Source organism: Vibrio sp. 11986-1-5 (genome assembly GCF_963878025.1).
Lineage (GTDB): Bacteria > Pseudomonadota > Gammaproteobacteria > Enterobacterales > Vibrionaceae > Vibrio > Vibrio injensis.
Window position 1 is genome coordinate 356,281 of record NZ_CAWNVW010000044.1, and the last position, 17,087, is coordinate 373,367.

Annotated in this window: 12 protein-coding genes; 10 read left to right on the forward strand and 2 right to left on the reverse strand. The window is 44.3% G+C overall.

Annotated elements, in window-relative coordinates; translation table 11 throughout:
- Positions 1-191 precede the first annotated feature (191 nt).
- The 6 genes from AACS00_RS11585 (at position 192) to pdxH (ending at position 6,718) form a co-directional block, all read left to right on the forward strand.
- A complete protein-coding gene (locus tag AACS00_RS11585) occupies positions 192-401 on the forward strand; it encodes a DUF3283 family protein (protein WP_072670833.1) in 210 nt (69 codons plus the stop codon).
- Positions 402-478: 77 nt separating this feature from the next.
- Positions 479-1,198 carry a YebC/PmpR family DNA-binding transcriptional regulator gene (locus AACS00_RS11590; RefSeq protein ID WP_072670834.1) on the forward strand — a complete coding sequence of 240 codons (720 nt, stop codon included), beginning with the start codon at positions 479-481 and terminating at the stop codon, positions 1,196-1,198.
- An 82-nt stretch (positions 1,199-1,280) separates the two neighbouring features.
- Positions 1,281-2,144: an NAD(P)-dependent oxidoreductase gene (locus AACS00_RS11595; protein ID WP_110167486.1), complete on the forward strand. Its 864-nt coding sequence runs from the start codon at positions 1,281-1,283 to the stop codon at positions 2,142-2,144.
- A 287-nt stretch (positions 2,145-2,431) separates the two neighbouring features.
- On the forward strand, positions 2,432-4,141 hold the full coding sequence (locus AACS00_RS11600; RefSeq protein WP_110167487.1) for a PP2C family protein-serine/threonine phosphatase: 1,710 nt from the start codon (positions 2,432-2,434) through the stop codon (positions 4,139-4,141).
- Between the two features lie 163 nt (positions 4,142-4,304).
- Entirely contained in the window at positions 4,305-5,978 is a 1,674-nt protein-coding gene (locus AACS00_RS11605) for a DUF342 domain-containing protein (RefSeq protein ID WP_110167488.1), read from the forward strand.
- A gap of 104 nt (positions 5,979-6,082) precedes the next feature.
- Positions 6,083-6,718 carry a pyridoxamine 5'-phosphate oxidase gene (gene pdxH / locus AACS00_RS11610; RefSeq protein WP_072670838.1) on the forward strand — a complete coding sequence of 212 codons (636 nt, stop codon included), beginning with the start codon at positions 6,083-6,085 and terminating at the stop codon, positions 6,716-6,718.
- 56 nt (positions 6,719-6,774) lie between these two features.
- Here pdxH and AACS00_RS11615 read toward each other — a convergent pair whose 3' ends face one another.
- Both AACS00_RS11615 and AACS00_RS11620 read right to left on the reverse strand, forming a co-directional pair.
- On the reverse strand, positions 6,775-8,592 hold the full coding sequence (locus AACS00_RS11615) for an SUMF1/EgtB/PvdO family nonheme iron enzyme (protein WP_110167489.1): 1,818 nt from the start codon (positions 8,590-8,592) through the stop codon (positions 6,775-6,777).
- Between the two features lie 157 nt (positions 8,593-8,749).
- A complete protein-coding gene (locus AACS00_RS11620; protein ID WP_072670840.1) occupies positions 8,750-9,853 on the reverse strand; it encodes a PEGA domain-containing protein in 1,104 nt (367 codons plus the stop codon).
- Between the two features lie 425 nt (positions 9,854-10,278).
- Here AACS00_RS11620 and AACS00_RS11625 point away from each other — a divergent pair, with 425 nt between their 5' ends.
- The 4 genes from AACS00_RS11625 (at position 10,279) to putP (ending at position 16,847) form a co-directional block, all read left to right on the forward strand.
- On the forward strand, positions 10,279-11,091 hold the full coding sequence (locus tag AACS00_RS11625; protein WP_110167490.1) for an AraC family transcriptional regulator: 813 nt from the start codon (positions 10,279-10,281) through the stop codon (positions 11,089-11,091).
- Positions 11,092-11,448: 357 nt separating this feature from the next.
- The gene (putA, locus tag AACS00_RS11630; RefSeq protein ID WP_110167491.1) at positions 11,449-14,568 is read left to right on the forward strand and encodes a bifunctional proline dehydrogenase/L-glutamate gamma-semialdehyde dehydrogenase PutA; all 3,120 of its coding nucleotides are present in this window, start codon (positions 11,449-11,451) and stop codon (positions 14,566-14,568) included.
- 23 nt (positions 14,569-14,591) lie between these two features.
- Entirely contained in the window at positions 14,592-15,290 is a 699-nt protein-coding gene (locus AACS00_RS11635; protein WP_072670843.1) for a 1-pyrroline-5-carboxylate dehydrogenase, read from the forward strand.
- A 66-nt stretch (positions 15,291-15,356) separates the two neighbouring features.
- On the forward strand, positions 15,357-16,847 hold the full coding sequence (putP, locus tag AACS00_RS11640; RefSeq protein WP_110167492.1) for a sodium/proline symporter PutP: 1,491 nt from the start codon (positions 15,357-15,359) through the stop codon (positions 16,845-16,847).
- Positions 16,848-17,087: the final 240 nt, after the last annotated feature.

The following is a 17,087-nucleotide window of genomic DNA, read 5'->3' on the forward strand; positions in this document are numbered from 1 at the left end:
ACCAGTTGTCCTCTGCAAATGGTTTGCGGTTAAAGTGTATAAAACCGTCAATAAAGTAGGGTAGCGGATGCTACCCTTTATTTTTGATGGTTTCTTAGCGTAAAGCGCTCCAAAGCGCGATTTTGACTCTTAATTTTTATCATTCCTATGCTATATTTCGCATCACGTTTTTACTGATTGTGGGTTTACTAATGTCTTTTAACCTTGCGTTGCTGGATGCAGAGCAGAAAAATAAAATAGAGCTTGATAAACAGGCTTCTTTTCTGGTTTGGCAGATCAAGCAGGCTAAATGTGGGCCGGAAGAGATCACTAAGCAGCTAACCAAGCTAGTTTCTGAACAAGAGAAAACTTGGTTTCAACAATCAGTAGATAAGTACAAACGAGTAATGGGCGTAGCGTAGCGTTCATGATTACACAGCCAAGATCACTCTTGATTGCTGCAACCATCGCATTTAATTGAATAAGAGAGAAGATCCCGATGGGAAGAAGTTTTGAAGTGCGCAAAGCCTCGATGGCGAAAACTCAAGGCGCAAAAATTAAAGTTTATTCGAAATACGGTAAAGAAATTTACATGTGTGCAAAAAATGGCGGCACAGATCCAGATATGAACTTATCTCTACGCCACCTGATCTCTAAAGCGAAAAGAGATCAAGTTCCTGCTCACGTTATTGAAAAAGCCTTAGATAAAGCAACTGGCGGCGGCGGTGAAGATTACCAACCTGCACGTTATGAAGGCTTTGGGCCAGGTGGTGCGAGTGTGATCGTTGATTGCTTAACGGATAACGGTAATCGTACTTATCAAGATGTTCGTCAATGCTTTGTAAAAACAGGGGCGAAGATTGGCACACCAGGTGTTGTAGCACACATGTTTGATCATCAAGCCGTCTTTCAATTTAAAGGCAGTGATGAAGAAGCGATCCTTGAAGCGTTGATGATGGAAGATGCTGATGTAACGGATATCGAGTTAGAAAACGATGTCATTACCGTGTTCGCACCTCACACCGAGTTTTTCAAAGTGAAAACGGCACTGGCTAATGCTTTTCCTGATTTAGTCTTAGATGTTGAAGAAATCACATTCGTGCCACAAAACCATACAAGTGTTAGTGGTGAAGATGCTGAAAAATTCCAAAAATTCTTGGATTTGTTAGATGATTGCGATGATGTACAACAGGTATATCATAATGCTGAAATCAGTTAATCCATAAACTACGATAGCCGAGCTTGCCTCGGCTTTTTTACGTCCTTAGCATGTCAATCTTATTCAATATAGGGAAATTATTATGAAAGTCAGTTTTCTCGGTTTAGGCGTGATGGGTTATCCGATGGCAGGGCATTTAGCCAATGCGGGTTTTGAAGTGAGGGTTTTTAACCGTAATCAGCAAAAAGCCATTGATTGGTCTCAGCAATTCTCAGGCCACGCGGCAATGACCATCGCTGAATGTGTCGCTGATGCTGATGTCGTATTGATGTGTGTCGGTAATGACGATGATGTCCGCAGCATTACGCTTGGCCAGCATGGCGCGCTATCAGCAATGAAGCCAAATGCTATGCTAGTCGATCATACTACGACGTCCGCTGAGCTTGCCCGAGAGCTTGCCCAAGCGGCGAAAGAGCATGGAATAAGCTTTATGGATGCTCCGGTCTCTGGCGGACAAGCTGGCGCTGAGAATGGGCAATTGACCATTATGTGTGGTGGAGAGCAAGCGCTATTTGAAAAGCTGCAACCTGTTTTTGCCGCTTATGGTCGTTCTGCAATACGGATGGGGGAGGTTGGTCAAGGGCAAAGTGCTAAGATGGTCAATCAAATTTGCATCGCAGGCATCTTAAATGGACTGTCTGAAGGCTTGTTATTAGCTGAAAAAGCAGGCTTAGACGTTCCAACCATGATCGCTTGTTTAAAAAATGGCGCCGCAGGCTCTTGGCAAATGGAGAATCGTGCAATCAGTATGGCTGAGGATCGCTTTGATTTTGGTTTTGCTATTGATTGGATGATCAAAGATCTGCAATTTTGTCTTGATGAGGCTGAGCGTCATGGCTTGTGTTTACCGATGACCGAAGCAACAGCGCAACGTTATCGTGATTTGTCTGCTCAGGGGCTTGGCCGGATGGATACCTCGGTTTTAATCAAAGCACTTAGGGATTGATCTTTTACCGCTGATGTCTCTTAGTCATCATGCCCAAACAAAATATTTCATAAATTTGATTTGGGCATTGATGCCGTTATCGTTGCTTGATCAATCATTGGCCTCTTCTGTTGATCAGCAAAGCTATTCGCTCTATGCCACAAACTGAACTATATTTTTATGCATAGGGTTTGTTACTCTTGTGATGTTCTTTGTTCATTCTTATCAGTGGGGTGGATGGAATAATCAAGGCTGACAGACCCTAGTCGTCTAAAAATAAATAGCACGCACAGTCAGTGAGGCCGAGTATGAGAGTACTGATCATCGATGATCATGCGACCAACCGAGAATTGTGCCGTATTATGTTGAGTCATATTACGCCGCATGTTGATCTTTTTGCCGATGGCCAAGGGGTGGTTGCGGCGATGAAAAAGATGGATCCTTTGCCCGATATTATTTTGCTCGATGTGATGATGCCGGTAAAAGATGGATTTACGACAGCAAAAGAGATCCGGGCGGCTTTTCCTGAACAACATATTCCTATTCTGTTTCTCACTGCCTTAGATGATCAAGATTCCTTTGCTCGCTGTCTTGCTCTGGGTGATGATTTCATTCCTAAGCCGATTGAAAAAGGTGTCTTATTAGCCAAAATACAGGCGCATTATCGGATTGTAAAAATGCATCAGCAACTGATCTCTCAGCGTGATCAGTTACAGACTTTCCAAGATCAAGTCCAGCATGATTACTCGGTGGCTGAATCGATTTTTAGTAACTTAGTCGAAGAGATGAGCACACAAATCGCCCCCATTTATGGGATTCATTATATCTCTACTCCTTCAACGATTTTTAACGGAAATTTAATATTGGTGGCTCGGCGTCGCTATGGTGGGATATACGTTATGATCGCGGATTCAAGCGTCGATGGCTTGCCTGCTGCGATTGCTAATATTCCTGCGACTCGTGCTTTTTTTGCATTAGCGGAACGGGGCTGTGCATTGAGCGAAATGGTTGTTGAGCTTAATCAAGAACTGGCGACATTCTTACCCCCGAGTATTCATATTGCTGCTAATTTATTTGAGATACACTCCAATGGTTTTGAAGTTTCTTGGTGGGGGGGAGGAATGCCTGACGGTTATATATTATCGCCGAATCGTCAGTTGGTGAAACGCTTAGCATCGACACATCAACCCTTAGGGGTTCTACCGAGTGAAATGTTTCGCTGTGATATCAAACACTTTAAACTTTCACCTGGGCAGAGCATTGTCTGCTGCACGAAAGGTGTTATTGAGACCCGTAATCAAGAAGGTGAGATGTTCGGTCGTAAGCGACTGGAAACATTATTGACTCAAGCATCGACACAATCGTTTATCAGCCTGATTGATTCGGCGGTGCACGCTTTTTCATCAGCAAGACAAGATGAAGATCTGTCCATTCTTACTTTATCTTTTCCGATCATCAATGCGCAAAATGTTCAGCCGATCCTCAGCTCTTCTCCCAGTCTAATTCCTTGTAAAAGTGAACTCTACTTTTCCTCTTCGGTGTTAAAGCAGATCATCTTAATGAACGAAGTTCGTTTATTTTTAAAAGGGATGATTCAAGTTGGCGATCATTTAGATTTTATCTGCTCGATTTTATCGGAACTCTTCACGAAGATTATTGAACAAGGTTTACTTGGTCTTTCTACCGAGCTGAAAGATCATCCAGATGGTTTTGTTCTTTATCATCAACAACGGGAGCAAGGACTGCAGGAACTGGCTGACGATTATTGGATCCGTTTTCAGGTCGATTATCAACCTCAACAGCAGCGGATACTGTTTATTCTTGAACATAATGGACACCCGCTGACGGATGTTAATACCGAGCAAACGGATCGGATGCACGACGATCAAGATTTATTGTTTGCAACGGAGCTATGTGAATCGATTCGTTATATAAACCACGGTCAGAAAATTCAAGCCGTGTATCGTTTTGATAGTCGGTATGCTTTTCCAGATGTCTCTTTAGTGATTGAAGACTAGGGGTACTAAACCAATCGTATTGGCCTTTAATTGGGCCTTTTCCTTGTCATCAAGCCGATATCCAGTGATGGGGGCCTTAATTTGAACATCGAATTATTTAGTGATTCAGGCATTTTTTATACACTGCTCTTTAATCCAAAGAGATGCTGTAAGGTTGAGTATTATGTGGAAGGATCTGATTACTCTCTCGGAAGACAAGGGCCGCGTTATTGCGCGCTTGCCGAGCGATAGCAACGCAACCCCGGAATTAGCTCAAGCAGGATTGAGTGAGTCCTTAGCACGATTAGGGGCGGGGAAATTCTATGTGCTCGAAGAAGCTGTCAATCGTTTTATCAATGGTGTTAAAGAAGGTAAAAAAGAAGCTCGAGAAGGTATCATCATCGCAGAAAAAAGAAATGCGACTGTTGAGGTTGTATTAAGTGAACAAGACATGCTGGCCAGTATGGTGGTGACCGGAGCTTATGGAGGGCGTGGTCTTTATGGTAGTGAGTTAGTGCATGCTTTGGCTCAAGCGTATGTGATTAAAGGTATAAATAAACAAGCTTTGAAGAAAGTTTTACTGGTGAGTAAAACGTTAAAACCTGGAGAAACGTTTACCCAGCCGATTGCTCAGGGGAAAGCGCCGATCCAAGGCCAAGATGTACAATTTTTACCCTTAGTAGACGATGTGACAACCCGCATTTTAGCACCACAAAAAACCGCTGATCCGCATAAAGTTGACATGAGAAATTTGGGCGAAACGATCACTGTTGAGGAAAATGATCCGGTGATGCGCCGCAAGCCCGCTACTCAAGGTGAACCCGGTTTTACCGTTTTAGGGAAAGTGATCCCAGCTAAACCTGGTAATGAAGGAGTACTGGTTGCTGGTAAAGGGACATATATCTCCCCTAATGATCCTAATTTATTACTCGCTAGCTTATCTGGAATGCCGATCATTAAGAATAAAACGGTCGATGTAGAAAGCGCTTTATGCCTCAATAATGTCAGTGTTGCAACTGGTCACGTAAAATTTAAGGGCAGTGTAGTCATTGCTGGAGATGTAGATCCGGGGATGATCGTTCGCGCTACAGGCTCTATTGTGATTGGGGGATTTGTTGAATCGGCAGATGTACAAGCTCAAGGTGATATTGAGATAGGCAAAGGGATTATTGGGCATACGGTTTATGATGATGAAGCGAAAACCTGTGTGGTCAAATCAGGCGGCAGTATTAAAGCCAATTATGCCCAATTTTCTGAGTTACAAGCAGCGGAAAATATTCAGCTTTCTGTGCATAGTCTGAGTAACGATATTCGTTGTGGGGGGGATTTAACCGTTTTAGATAAAGCGGAAAAACAAGGCACACTAAGCGGTGGTAGCGCTAAAGTTGGTGGAAAGGTTGTTTGCTTTAACCTTGGAGCCGAAGGCGATGCTGCCACTATGTTAGAGGCTTTTGCGCGTTATGGATGGTACCGCGACCGAATTGCCAAACATAAAGAGTATTATAAGCAGGCTCAAGAGAGCACGATGGAAGTGATTCGCCGAGAATTAGAATTTAAAAAACGCCCAAAAGCTGAACGTAATGAAGAGGAAGCGTCACAGATTGAGCAACATAAGGCGCAATCAAGTGAGCGAATGGAAAAAGTTAAGGTAGCGGTCGACTTGTTAAATGAAGAGTTTGAACAGATGCTGGAAATCAATACCATTGAAGTCAAAGGTAAGGTATTCACCCACGTGACGATTCAATATGGTGACGAAAAAGTGGTGACGAAGCGGGTTCATGGGCCTTCGATGATTATGTTTAATCAGCATGAAATTAAGTTTTCTTCCAAATTGGATCAAGAAGATATTGGCATTTAAGCCTGATATTTTGCACGTTGAGATATCAGCGTGCGAAATCAATCCGTTCTACTTGAGATCGTTAGGCTATCAGCGCACAATCATAGCCAAAAAGAGGAGTAGACATGGATCTTTCAGATATTCGTCGTGAGTACACACAAGGTGGATTACGCCGCAAGGACTTATTGCTCGATCCGATCGAGCAATTCAATTTTTGGCTGGAGCAAGCGATTAATGCAGGGCTTGCAGATCCAACGGCAATGACGGTGGCTACTGTAGATGACGATGGTCAGCCTTTTCAACGTATTGTTTTATTAAAAAATGTTGATCAGCAAGGTTTTGTGTTTTACACCAACCTAGCAAGCCGTAAAGCGCAGCATATTGAACACAATCATCGCGTCAGTTTGCACTTTCCTTGGCATCCTTTAGAGCGTCAAGTGCACATTACTGGCGTCGCGGAAAAACTGACTGCCTTTGAGAACATGAAGTATTTCACTTCTCGTCCGAAAGAGAGTCAACTGGCTGCATTGGCGAGTAAACAGAGTAGCCGCATCTCAGCTCGTGGTGTATTAGAAGGTAAGTATCTAGAACTGAAACAAAAATTTGCTAAAGGAGAAATTCCTGTGCCTAAGTTCTGGGGGGGCTATCGAATCAAACCGCAAAGTATTGAGTTTTGGCAAGGTGGTGAGCATCGCCTACATGATCGTTTTCTATACAGTAAATCTGAACAACAGTGGCAGATAGAGCGTCTCGCACCATAGCTAGGCACGACAAAGGGGATAATATGACTATCCCCTTTGTCGCCTTTATACTGTCGCTACAGCTCGCGTAGGACGCGAAATCCGAGATAGTTAGCCGATGTAGAAGGTGAGACAAAAAGCTGATGATAAGCCTTAGCCATTTCAGGGGAGAAACTCCACGCCCCACCTTTAGCGATACCGGGATTATCTGATGTCCATTGCCAAATGTTGCCGACCATATCGTAGAAACCTAATGGGTTTGGTGAAAATGCCATAACGGGGGACGTTTGCTTATTTGACCATGGTGTGCCACTCCATCCTGTGTTGGCTTGACCGGCTCCAAAATCATTCCCCCACCAGTAATCGGTTCTTCGCCCTGCACGGGCGGCCACTTCCCATTCATCTTCACTCGGTAAGCGATAACGAAACCCTGTTTGTTGGGTTAGCCAATTGGCATAAGCTCTAGCATCGCTACGACTGATACAGACGGCTGGCGATTGAACGGTTTGTTTAAAGCCTGGGTTTTGCCAGTGACTTCCCGATACCGGAGCAACGGTTGTCCCTTGTACGGCCAGACAGATATTTTTCAGTTCAGCATCAGTTTTATAACCCGTTTGCTGCACAAATTGTTTAAATTGTCCCACGGTGATTGGCGTTGCGCTAATAGCGAAAGCATGATCAAGGCGAACTTGACGAGAAGTATTCTCTCCCAGTAGGTATTCTCCTGCGAGTAAAGTGATCATCTGTGGGGCTTGCTGAGTATTTTTTAAGGTATCAGCGAATTTATCTCCCGCTTTTACCTCATTAACAATTTCACGTAATACCGCTCGTAAGGTGTGATCGCTACTGATATTGACCTGTTGATCAAATGGGTGGAAACCTTCTTTTTTGATAACGACATGGTGTTGACCAGTAGGGAGCATGATTTCAACAGGAGTACTACCATAACGGACACTATTAATCGTGACCTGATCGTTATGCTGATTGGAACGAATCATGACATTAACCCAAGCCACTTCTTTTTGTTGACTTGGATGGCTACCATCACCAGGAGCGAAGCAATATTGGCTATCAATATTGAGTAATGTACAAGGCACGTTTTCGGCAGGTCTTGCATCCAATTGTGCTTCAAGTACCGTTTTAAAGCGGTTGCCATCATAAAAACCAGAATCAACGGTTTTATGTCTGAGCAAGTGAATGTTGAGCGAAACGGCGGCGAGGTGCTGTTTGATCAACGGCGCTTCAGTGGTCTCTTCTATTAACCACGTTTGAAATTGATTGACGGCCTTTTGCTGAGCTAAATCAGTGGTTTGTTGGCTACACTGTGCCAAAGTCATTGTGGCATGACAGACATTGGTAAAGCTGACTTTTTGTTCTCCGACACGACTCAATTCTGCTCGTAATCGCTCTGCTCTTGCTCGGAGTTTATCTTGATCCAATTGAGTAATTTTTTGTTGGATAGCGTCTTGGCTAGCTTGTAATTGAACGAGCTGATTTTGCATTTCTTGCAAGGTTTGCTGAGCAAGCAAAGTGTCTTGTTGATTTTTCTTAACTTCAGACCAAGCCGTTTGGTAAGCGTGTTGTGAACCGCTAATGTCTAATTGCGGTTCATCAATCATTTTCAAATAATCACGTTCTAGGGCTGTTTTCGCTGAATTGAACACGGTATTGAGTTGTTTAGCTAAGGCAGTTAAACGAGCGAGTTCAGCTTGCTGAGTGTCCACCACCGTTTGCTGATGTTGAGTTGCTTTCTTCGCTTCTTGCCACTGGGTATGATGCGTAAATAATGCGTCATCAATCGCCATGACTGAGGAAGGTGTGCCTTCAGCTAACGTGGGTGCTGTCACTAAGCAAGGTAAAAGTGCTAATAACAGAACGGGTAAACCTGGTCGCATTGTTGCCTACTTCAGTTAAGTTTTTGAAAATTATTGTCGCTATTCTAAACGAAAACGCCGTTTTGTCAGAAGTCATCTTTCAATAACTTAGGACCAAAACGGCGTTTAAACGACAGCTTTGTGAAATCAGACCAGAAAACGAGTCGATTTACAGGAATTAATCGTTTCTACTAGGGCGAAGTCTTACCCAAATAGTGTCATTTCCGTTGATTGTGACGGTTTGATTATAGGTTTCAAATCCGTCTTTAGTCACAGAAATTTGATGACGCCCTGCGGGTAAAACGACTTCCACAGGCGTACTGCCGTATTGTATACCGTTAATAGTGACGGAATCATGATATTGATCTGAACGAATGGTTACATTGGCCCACTGTTTTTCATTTTTGCTATTGACGGTTTCAGTTGCATTTTTTAAGCAATAGCGACTAGAGACGTTTAACAGTTTGCAGGCGGCAACGGCTTCTGGACGTGCTTGTAGCTGAGCCTGAATATGAGTGAAATACTCGTTGTTCCCTTCAAATCCACTACGGATCACTTGGCTTTCTTGAACGTGAATATTGAGTTCAACGCCACGCAGATTTTGCTTAGCGATGACCGATTCAGTCAAGTTATCAAGTAATTGCTCTCTGAAGGTATTCACCGCACGCTGACGAGTTAATTGTTGACCTTGATTGGCACACTCACCCAGCGTCATACTGGTCGAACACGTAGTCCGAAAGCTTGCTTCTAGCACGCGACTTTGACGCAGCTCAGCTTCTAGGCGCTTAACTCGTGCATCAATCTTGCTCTCTTGCAAGTTAGTGAATTCGGTTTTCAAACGAGCATGACGCTGCTTCATTTGAGATAAACGCATATCACTTTCTGTCATCGCTTGCTGATTAGTAAGTTGCTCCGATTGGTTTTGTTTCACATCGGCCCAAGCTTGCTGATAGCGCTGTTGAAAGGTGACTAAATCGGTGTCTGGATCTTCAAGAAGGCGATTATACTGTTTGTCCAGAGCAGATTTTGCCCGGTTTTGCCGTGCATTAAGCTCATCACTTTCACGTTTTAAACGTGCCTGTTCATTTTTAAGTTGTTGAAGTTGAGCTCCTTCCGCTTCAAATTCTGCAGCGATAGTGTCAATTTCACTTTGTTTAATGGTTATTTTTTCATCGATGGCGGCCACAGGATCAACCTGTGTAACTTCTTCCGCGAACACCGATGCCGATACCCACAGAGGGCTTAGCGCAAGCAGTAGCGCTGGGAGGTGATATTTGATCATTAGGTCCCTGCAACAATTAACATAGCCACATTATAGTGGAGAAAGACAAACTTTTGACAGCGTTATCAATACGCTGGCTCATCGCAAAAAATTCTCATCCTGAAGGCACAATTGTATACAAAATCTAGTGAGTAGGTTACTGATTTTGTATCTTTTATAAATGTACTTACTCCATTTTGAGCAGATTCTTGAAATATGCAAGCACCGATTTCCGATCTGCTTTAACGTTTTTTAATTGGATACTCATTGACCGTAATTTATGTGCACTTGATCATTGTTCCGAGGCATTAAATGAATGGTTCGGGAGCTAATTTTATCTTTCGTTTACGGTCTTGATACGGAGATGAGACTTATTTCACTATCAAGCTTGGTTTCTGATAAAAATGTTATAACATGCACAAAGGTCATCCCATGGTGCAGTGCTCATGAGTCAATATTTAGTGAAGAATCCAGAAAGAGCCAAACTTTTGTCGCCTCGTCCGGCGGAGTTAATTACTTTACCCGCTTATATGGATTGCCATGATCATAGTTACACACAAATTGTGATTGGCTTAAAAGGTCAAGCGGATTTCGAAGTGTCTGGTGTCGGTAATATTGTCGGACCTGGACAAGGATGTGTCGTAACTTCTGGTACTGGGCATGCTTTCGGTGCAACGGTAGGACAATCGGACATTTTGGTGTTGAATTTGCCCTTACCCCAAGGGGATGATCCTTTAACGTTACAGAGAATCAATGAGCTGGCACGTAGCGACATTTATTTTCAACTCGATAAGCAGATTCAAAAACTTATTCAAATGTTAGTGCTGGAAATGCACGCCAGCCCAGACGATTTATTGTTCAGTCGAGCATGCAGTGATACCGTGGTTGCTTTATTGTTGCGTCACATCTCGGCATTTGAGGTGCATCGTAAAGAGGCGCGTTTTGATTTAGAGGCGATCGATCGCTATATCGAACAGCATTTAAGTCGACGCATTTCTGTCGCTCAGTTAGCTGGCAGTGTTTATTTAGGTGAGAGTCAATTCCATCAATTATTCAAAGAGCAGCTGGGCATCACCCCTCATCAATATGTGTTGAGTAAACGAGTGGATATGGCGAAACAACTCCTTGAACAAGCTCGATTTACTTTGGGACAAGTGGCCGAGTTGACCGGTTTTTCTAATCAAAGTTCGTTTACTCATACTTTTTCTCGTTTACAAGGTATTTCGCCTTCTCAATACAAAAAGCAGTGTAGCCGATAAGTCTCTTGTTACGCGTTGCGAACTCGTATTAAGCCAACAACAGCAGCAAGACTAAACGTTGGTCTTGCTGAATTCCTCATCATCGATTCGATAACACAGCGCGATGATATTTTCCTAGGCATCGATTACTGTGCATTTAACGGCATATTGACGTTGTTTTTTTGAAAAAATATCAGTGATTTTGCTTTTTCTTATGACCTTAATTGCTGTGATTTTGTTTTTGTTTTGTTAAAAAGACGAGTTTTTCACAAAAATTCCGGAGTTTTTGACAAGTATTATTGATGCGCTCAAAATACACTGCTTGCCATTGACTGAAATCCGAGCCACATCCCTCGGATAGGAGATTGAGGAAAACGCATGTTTACAGCAATAGATGTGTTGAATCCCAAATTTATTGAGCAACCGCTTAGTAAGCTTTGGGGACAGATCTCGCCACTTTATATGGTGGACGAGTCTCAATGGCTAACCCAATTATTGCCTTTGGCAACGCCTAGCGATGAAGAAAAAACGTTAATTACCACCAAAACAACACAGTTGATCACGGCGATCCGCCAAGACAAAAAATCGGTACAGATGATCGATGCACTGCTTCTAGAGTACAGCTTAGATACTCAAGAGGGGATTTTATTGATGTGTCTGGCGGAAGCTCTGATGCGTATTCCAGATGCACCAACAGCCGATGCATTTATTAAAGACCGATTGTCGATTGCGGATTGGAAATCACACCTAAAAAATTCGGATTCTGTATTTGTTAATGCTTCAACCTGGGGCCTGATGCTGACTGGTAAAGTGATTGGCTTGGGAGAAAACCAAACGCAGAGTCCGACTCAAGCCTTAAACCGTTTGGTCAATAAACTTTCTGAGCCAGTCATTCGTAAGGCGATGCATCAAGCGATGAAAATCATGGGTTATCAGTTTGTACTTGGGCGTACGATTAGCGAAGCGCAAAAAAATGGCCGCGTGATGCGCGATAAAGGTTATACCTATTCGTTTGATATGTTGGGTGAAGCGGCGTTAACCACCAGCGATGCCAGCAAATATTTAAAAGATTATTTAATGGCGATTGAAGCGGTTGGCCGCGACCAGTATGGGTTGGATACTAGCCCGGCGCCCTCGGTCTCGATTAAGCTATCGGCGTTGCACCCACGCTATGAAGTCGCTAACCAAACTCGCGTTATGGACGAGCTATACCAGACTCTGTTGCAGTTATTAGTGCGAGCGAGAGAATTGGATGTCGCTATTACTATTGACGCCGAAGAAGCCGATCGTTTAGAACTGTCGTTACAACTGTTTGAGAAATTGTACAGCTGTGAACACGTTAAAGGCTGGGGCAAGTTTGGTTTAGTGGTTCAGGCGTATTCTAAACGTGCTTTACCAACGTTGGTTTGGTTGACCGCGCTTGCCAAACAACAGGGTTGTTGTATTCCCGTCCGTCTTGTTAAGGGGGCTTATTGGGATAGCGAGATTAAATGGTCACAGCAGCGAGGCTATCAGCGTTACCCAGTGTTTACTCGTAAAGAAGCCACCGATGTTTCTTACTTAGCTTGTGCTCGATTCTTATTGAGTGATGGGGTTCGTGGTCATATTTTCCCTCAGTTTGCAACTCATAATGCTCACACTGTATCGGCAATTGCGGTAATGGCGAGCCATAAAGATTTCGAGTTTCAACGTCTGCATGGTATGGGTGACGGCTTGTATCACCATGCCATCAAAGCGTATCAGCAATCGGTACGTATTTACGCACCTGTTGGTAGCCATAAAGATCTGCTGCCTTATCTCGTCCGTCGCCTATTAGAAAATGGCGCGAATAGCTCTTTTGTTCATCGTTTAGTCGATGCACGCTGTCCGGTTGACAGTTTAACTCAGCATCCGGTTGATGCGCTATTAGCGTTCGAGACGTTACATAACAGTAAAATCCCACTGCCGCCACAGATCTTCCCTGAACGCAAAAATTCAGATGGGATCAATATTGATATTCAAAGTGAAGCGCAACCATTTGAACAGCAAGTACATCATTTTTTAAGCCATCAATGGCAAGCCGCTCCTATTGTTAATGGTCAGTCACTGTTCGAAAGCATGATCAAGGAAAATATGGCTCCTGTAGCGGTCACCGCTCCGTATGATCGCCGAGTTCATGTTGGACAAGTCTACCATTCAAGCCTTGATCATGTTTCCGAAGCGATAGCCATTGCTCAAGCCGGTTTTAGTCATTGGCAGCAAACGCCAGCTAAGCAACGTGCTGAAAAATTGCTTAACCTAGCCGATTTGTTGGAGTCGAATTTAGCCGAGCTGTGTGCGCTTTGTCATCAAGAAGCAGGTAAAACTATTCATGATGCGATTGATGAGGTTCGCGAGGCGGTGGATTTCTGTCGTTATTATGCGAATCAAATTGGCGGTTTAGCTCCATTCACGATGGACGGTTTTGATGGCATAACTCGTCAAGTTTCACGTCAAGGATGTGGTGTGTTTGTGTGCATTAGTCCATGGAACTTTCCGTTAGCGATTTTCCTTGGCCAGATCACGGCCGCGTTAGTGGCAGGCAATACGGTGGTTGCTAAACCCGCGGAGCAGACCAGTTTGATCGCCGCGCGTGCTGTTGAACTGATGCTTGAAGCTGGCTTCCCCCATTACGCTATTCAATTTTTACCCGGTCGAGGCTCTGAAATAGGTCATGCGTTGACCTCACATCCTGCGATTGCTGGTGTGGTGTTCACAGGATCGACAGCGACTGCTCAGCGTATCAATCAAACACTGGCTGAGCGAGAGTCTAAGCCTGTACCTCTGATTGCTGAGACGGGAGGGCAAAATGCGATGATCGTCGATAGTACGGCTCTGCCCGAGCAAGTGGTGCGCGACGTGTTACGCTCGGCCTTTGCCTCGGCTGGTCAACGCTGCTCAGCGTTACGGGTATTGTTTGTGCAGCAAGATATCGCAGATCGCGTGATCAGTTTGATTCAAGGCGCTATGCAGGAGCTATCGGTTGGCATGCCTTACCTGCACAGTACCGATGTCGGGCCAGTGATTGATGCAAAGGCAAAACAAGGTTTAGAGAAACACATTGCTCACATGAACCAGACTCAGAAAAAAATTGCTCAATTAACGTTAGCTGATGACTGTCAATATGGCGATTTCGTAGCACCGACTGCGTTTGAAATCTCAGGAATTGATTGTTTAAGCGAGGAGCAGTTTGGGCCTATTTTGCATATTGTTCGCTACCAAGCGAATGAGCTGGCTCAGGTGGTGCAGCAGATCAACGCGACAGGTTATGGCTTGACGATGGGGATTCATAGCCGCAATGAAACCACTTATCGTTGGATAGAGAAGCATGCTCGAGTCGGTAACTGCTATATCAATCGCGATCAAGTTGGTGCGGTGGTTGGAGTGCAGCCATTTGGTGGGCAAGGACTATCTGGCACTGGTCCGAAAGCGGGTGGGCCACATTATTTATATCGTTTTACTCAAGCACAATATAGCTAGTCGATAAAACTAAGGAGTCATTTATGGTACATCAAGTCACCCGTTTTACCGATGCTTTCTCAGCTTGGGAAAACTGGAACTTAACCGATTTCGATTTTAAATGTGAGTGCTTACTGTCATTGAAATCATCGTTAAAAGAAAGTATGCCTGGATTAGCCAATGTAGTCTCTTTTCACCTTGAGCAAGCCAGTGCATTACTGGCGCGTTCACACTCCTTGATTGGTCCTACGGGCGAAACCAATGAACTGTATACCGCAGGGCGAGGAGTCACGCTACTTATCCAAAATGACGTGAGTATAACGGCTAAGCAAGCATTAGTGGCCCAGTTATGCGGTGCGTTGGTGGCGGGCAATAGCGTCATTATCTGCAGTGATGACCGAGAGCTTATAGCAGCCTTAACGGAAGCTAATCAGCAGTCGTCCTTACCGATTAATTTACTGCAGTTTAGCCCATTGGATGCGTATCAGGCATTAATTGAATCAGACATTCGCAGTGTTGGCTACGTTGGCTCTGCCTCGTTTGAACATCGCCTTAATCGCCAACTTGCTCAGCGTACTGGTGCCATTATTAATCTTGTTTCAGAAACCGATCTCACCACGATTCCCGTGGCACACGATCCACACTTATCGCTGCGTTTTATTACCGAACGTACGCGCACTATAAATATAACAGCAGTGGGTGGTAACGCGACGCTCTTAGAGTTAGGCAACGAAGCCCATTAATCCTGACCCTCCTCTTGTTAAATAAGAGAGGAGGGAAAGCGATCTTAGTAAATAGAGGAAATATCAATGGAAAATAGCTTTGCTATTACGACCACCTTCATTATCTATCTGATATTGATGTTGGCGATCGGTGTGTTTGCCTATCAGCGAACCAAAAACTCATCAGACTACTTTCTAGGGGGCCGTTCTCTTGGGCCATGGCCAGCTGCGCTCTCGGCTGGGGCATCGGATATGAGTGGTTGGTTGTTATTAGGTTTACCCGGCTACGCTTATGCGGCAGGGATTGAAGCCTTTTGGCTCGCGGGTGGCTTACTCTTGGGAACATGGGCTAACTGGTTAATTACAGCAAAACGGTTACGCACTTACAGTATTACCACCGACGCCCTGACATTGCCTGAGTTTTTATCGCGGCGCTTTAATGATAAATCGAAACTGATTCAAACCATCTCAGCCTTTTTCATTTTGTTATTTTTTCTTTTCTATACCAGTTCAGGTTTAGTCGCGGGTGGTAAATTATTTGAAACCGTCTTTGGGATTGATTACACCACGGCGGTGATCATTGGCACGATTTGCGTGGTGTCCTATACCTTATTTGGTGGTTTTCTGGCCGTATCTTGGACCGATTTGGTGCAAGGTTTATTGATGGCAGCGGCGTTGCTGATTGTCCCGATCACCGCAATGAATGGTGGCTTTAGTCAATTGAGTTCAGATTTGAGCGCTATTAACCCGCAATTATTGACTCTATGGGATGATATTCAAGGTAAGCCTCTTTCAAGTATTGCCATTCTCTCCCTCGTGGCTTGGGGCTTTGGCTATTTTGGTCAACCACATATTTTGGCACGTTTTAAGGCGGCTCGCTCAAACAAAGATTTAACTACAGCGCGTTGGATTGCTGTATTTTGGACGGCACTGTCGATGTTTGGAGCGATGTTAGTGGGTTTAGTTGGCCTAGTTTATGTTACGCAAAATGGGTCGATTCAGCTCGATGATGGTGAGCGAATCTTTATGCTGCTGGTGAACGCGGTGTTTCATCCAGTCATCGCCGGTATTCTGCTTGCGGCGATTTTAGCGGCCATCATGAGTACGGCGGATTCACAATTACTCGTTTCTTCTTCAGCGCTAGCAGAGGATTTCTATAAGCAAGTTTTCAAACAAGAGGCGACTTCAGAAGAGATCGTTAAAGTAGGGCGCTTTTCCGTTGTGCTGATATCGATTGTTGCGTTAGTGTTAGCGATGACACCGGATAGCTCGGTGCTTGGCTTGGTGTCTTATGCGTGGGCGGGCTTTGGTGCCGCTTTTGGTCCAGCATTGGTACTTAGCCTTTATTGGTCGCGTATGAATCGCAATGGTGCTCTAGCTGGAATCATCACCGGTGGCGTGACAATTGTGGTCTGGAAACAATTGACTGGCGGTTGGTTTGATGTGTATGAAATCGTTCCTGGGATACTCTTTTCAACCTTAGCGATTGTGGCTGTTAGTTTGCTCACTGGTGAGCCAGAAGATACGGTTAAAGCGCAGCACAAAATCTTTCAAAAGAATTTAGTTGAATTAGATTAAACTTCGTACAGACTAACGTTATTCAGCCCCATGTTGATCATGGGGCTTTTTTTTATTGCGTCTACATGTCTCAAATCTGGCCGCTTGTCACTTTGCAAAATGGGTGCTACGTACTGAGGGATCCCCTCATAATTTCCCCAAAGCGCAACCGTACCTGAATAGATTTTGAGCAAGTATGGTTGCAGCTACGAGCAAGTCTTTCCTCGTTATTGCGTAGCCAGAATGCCGCAGAACTTCCAT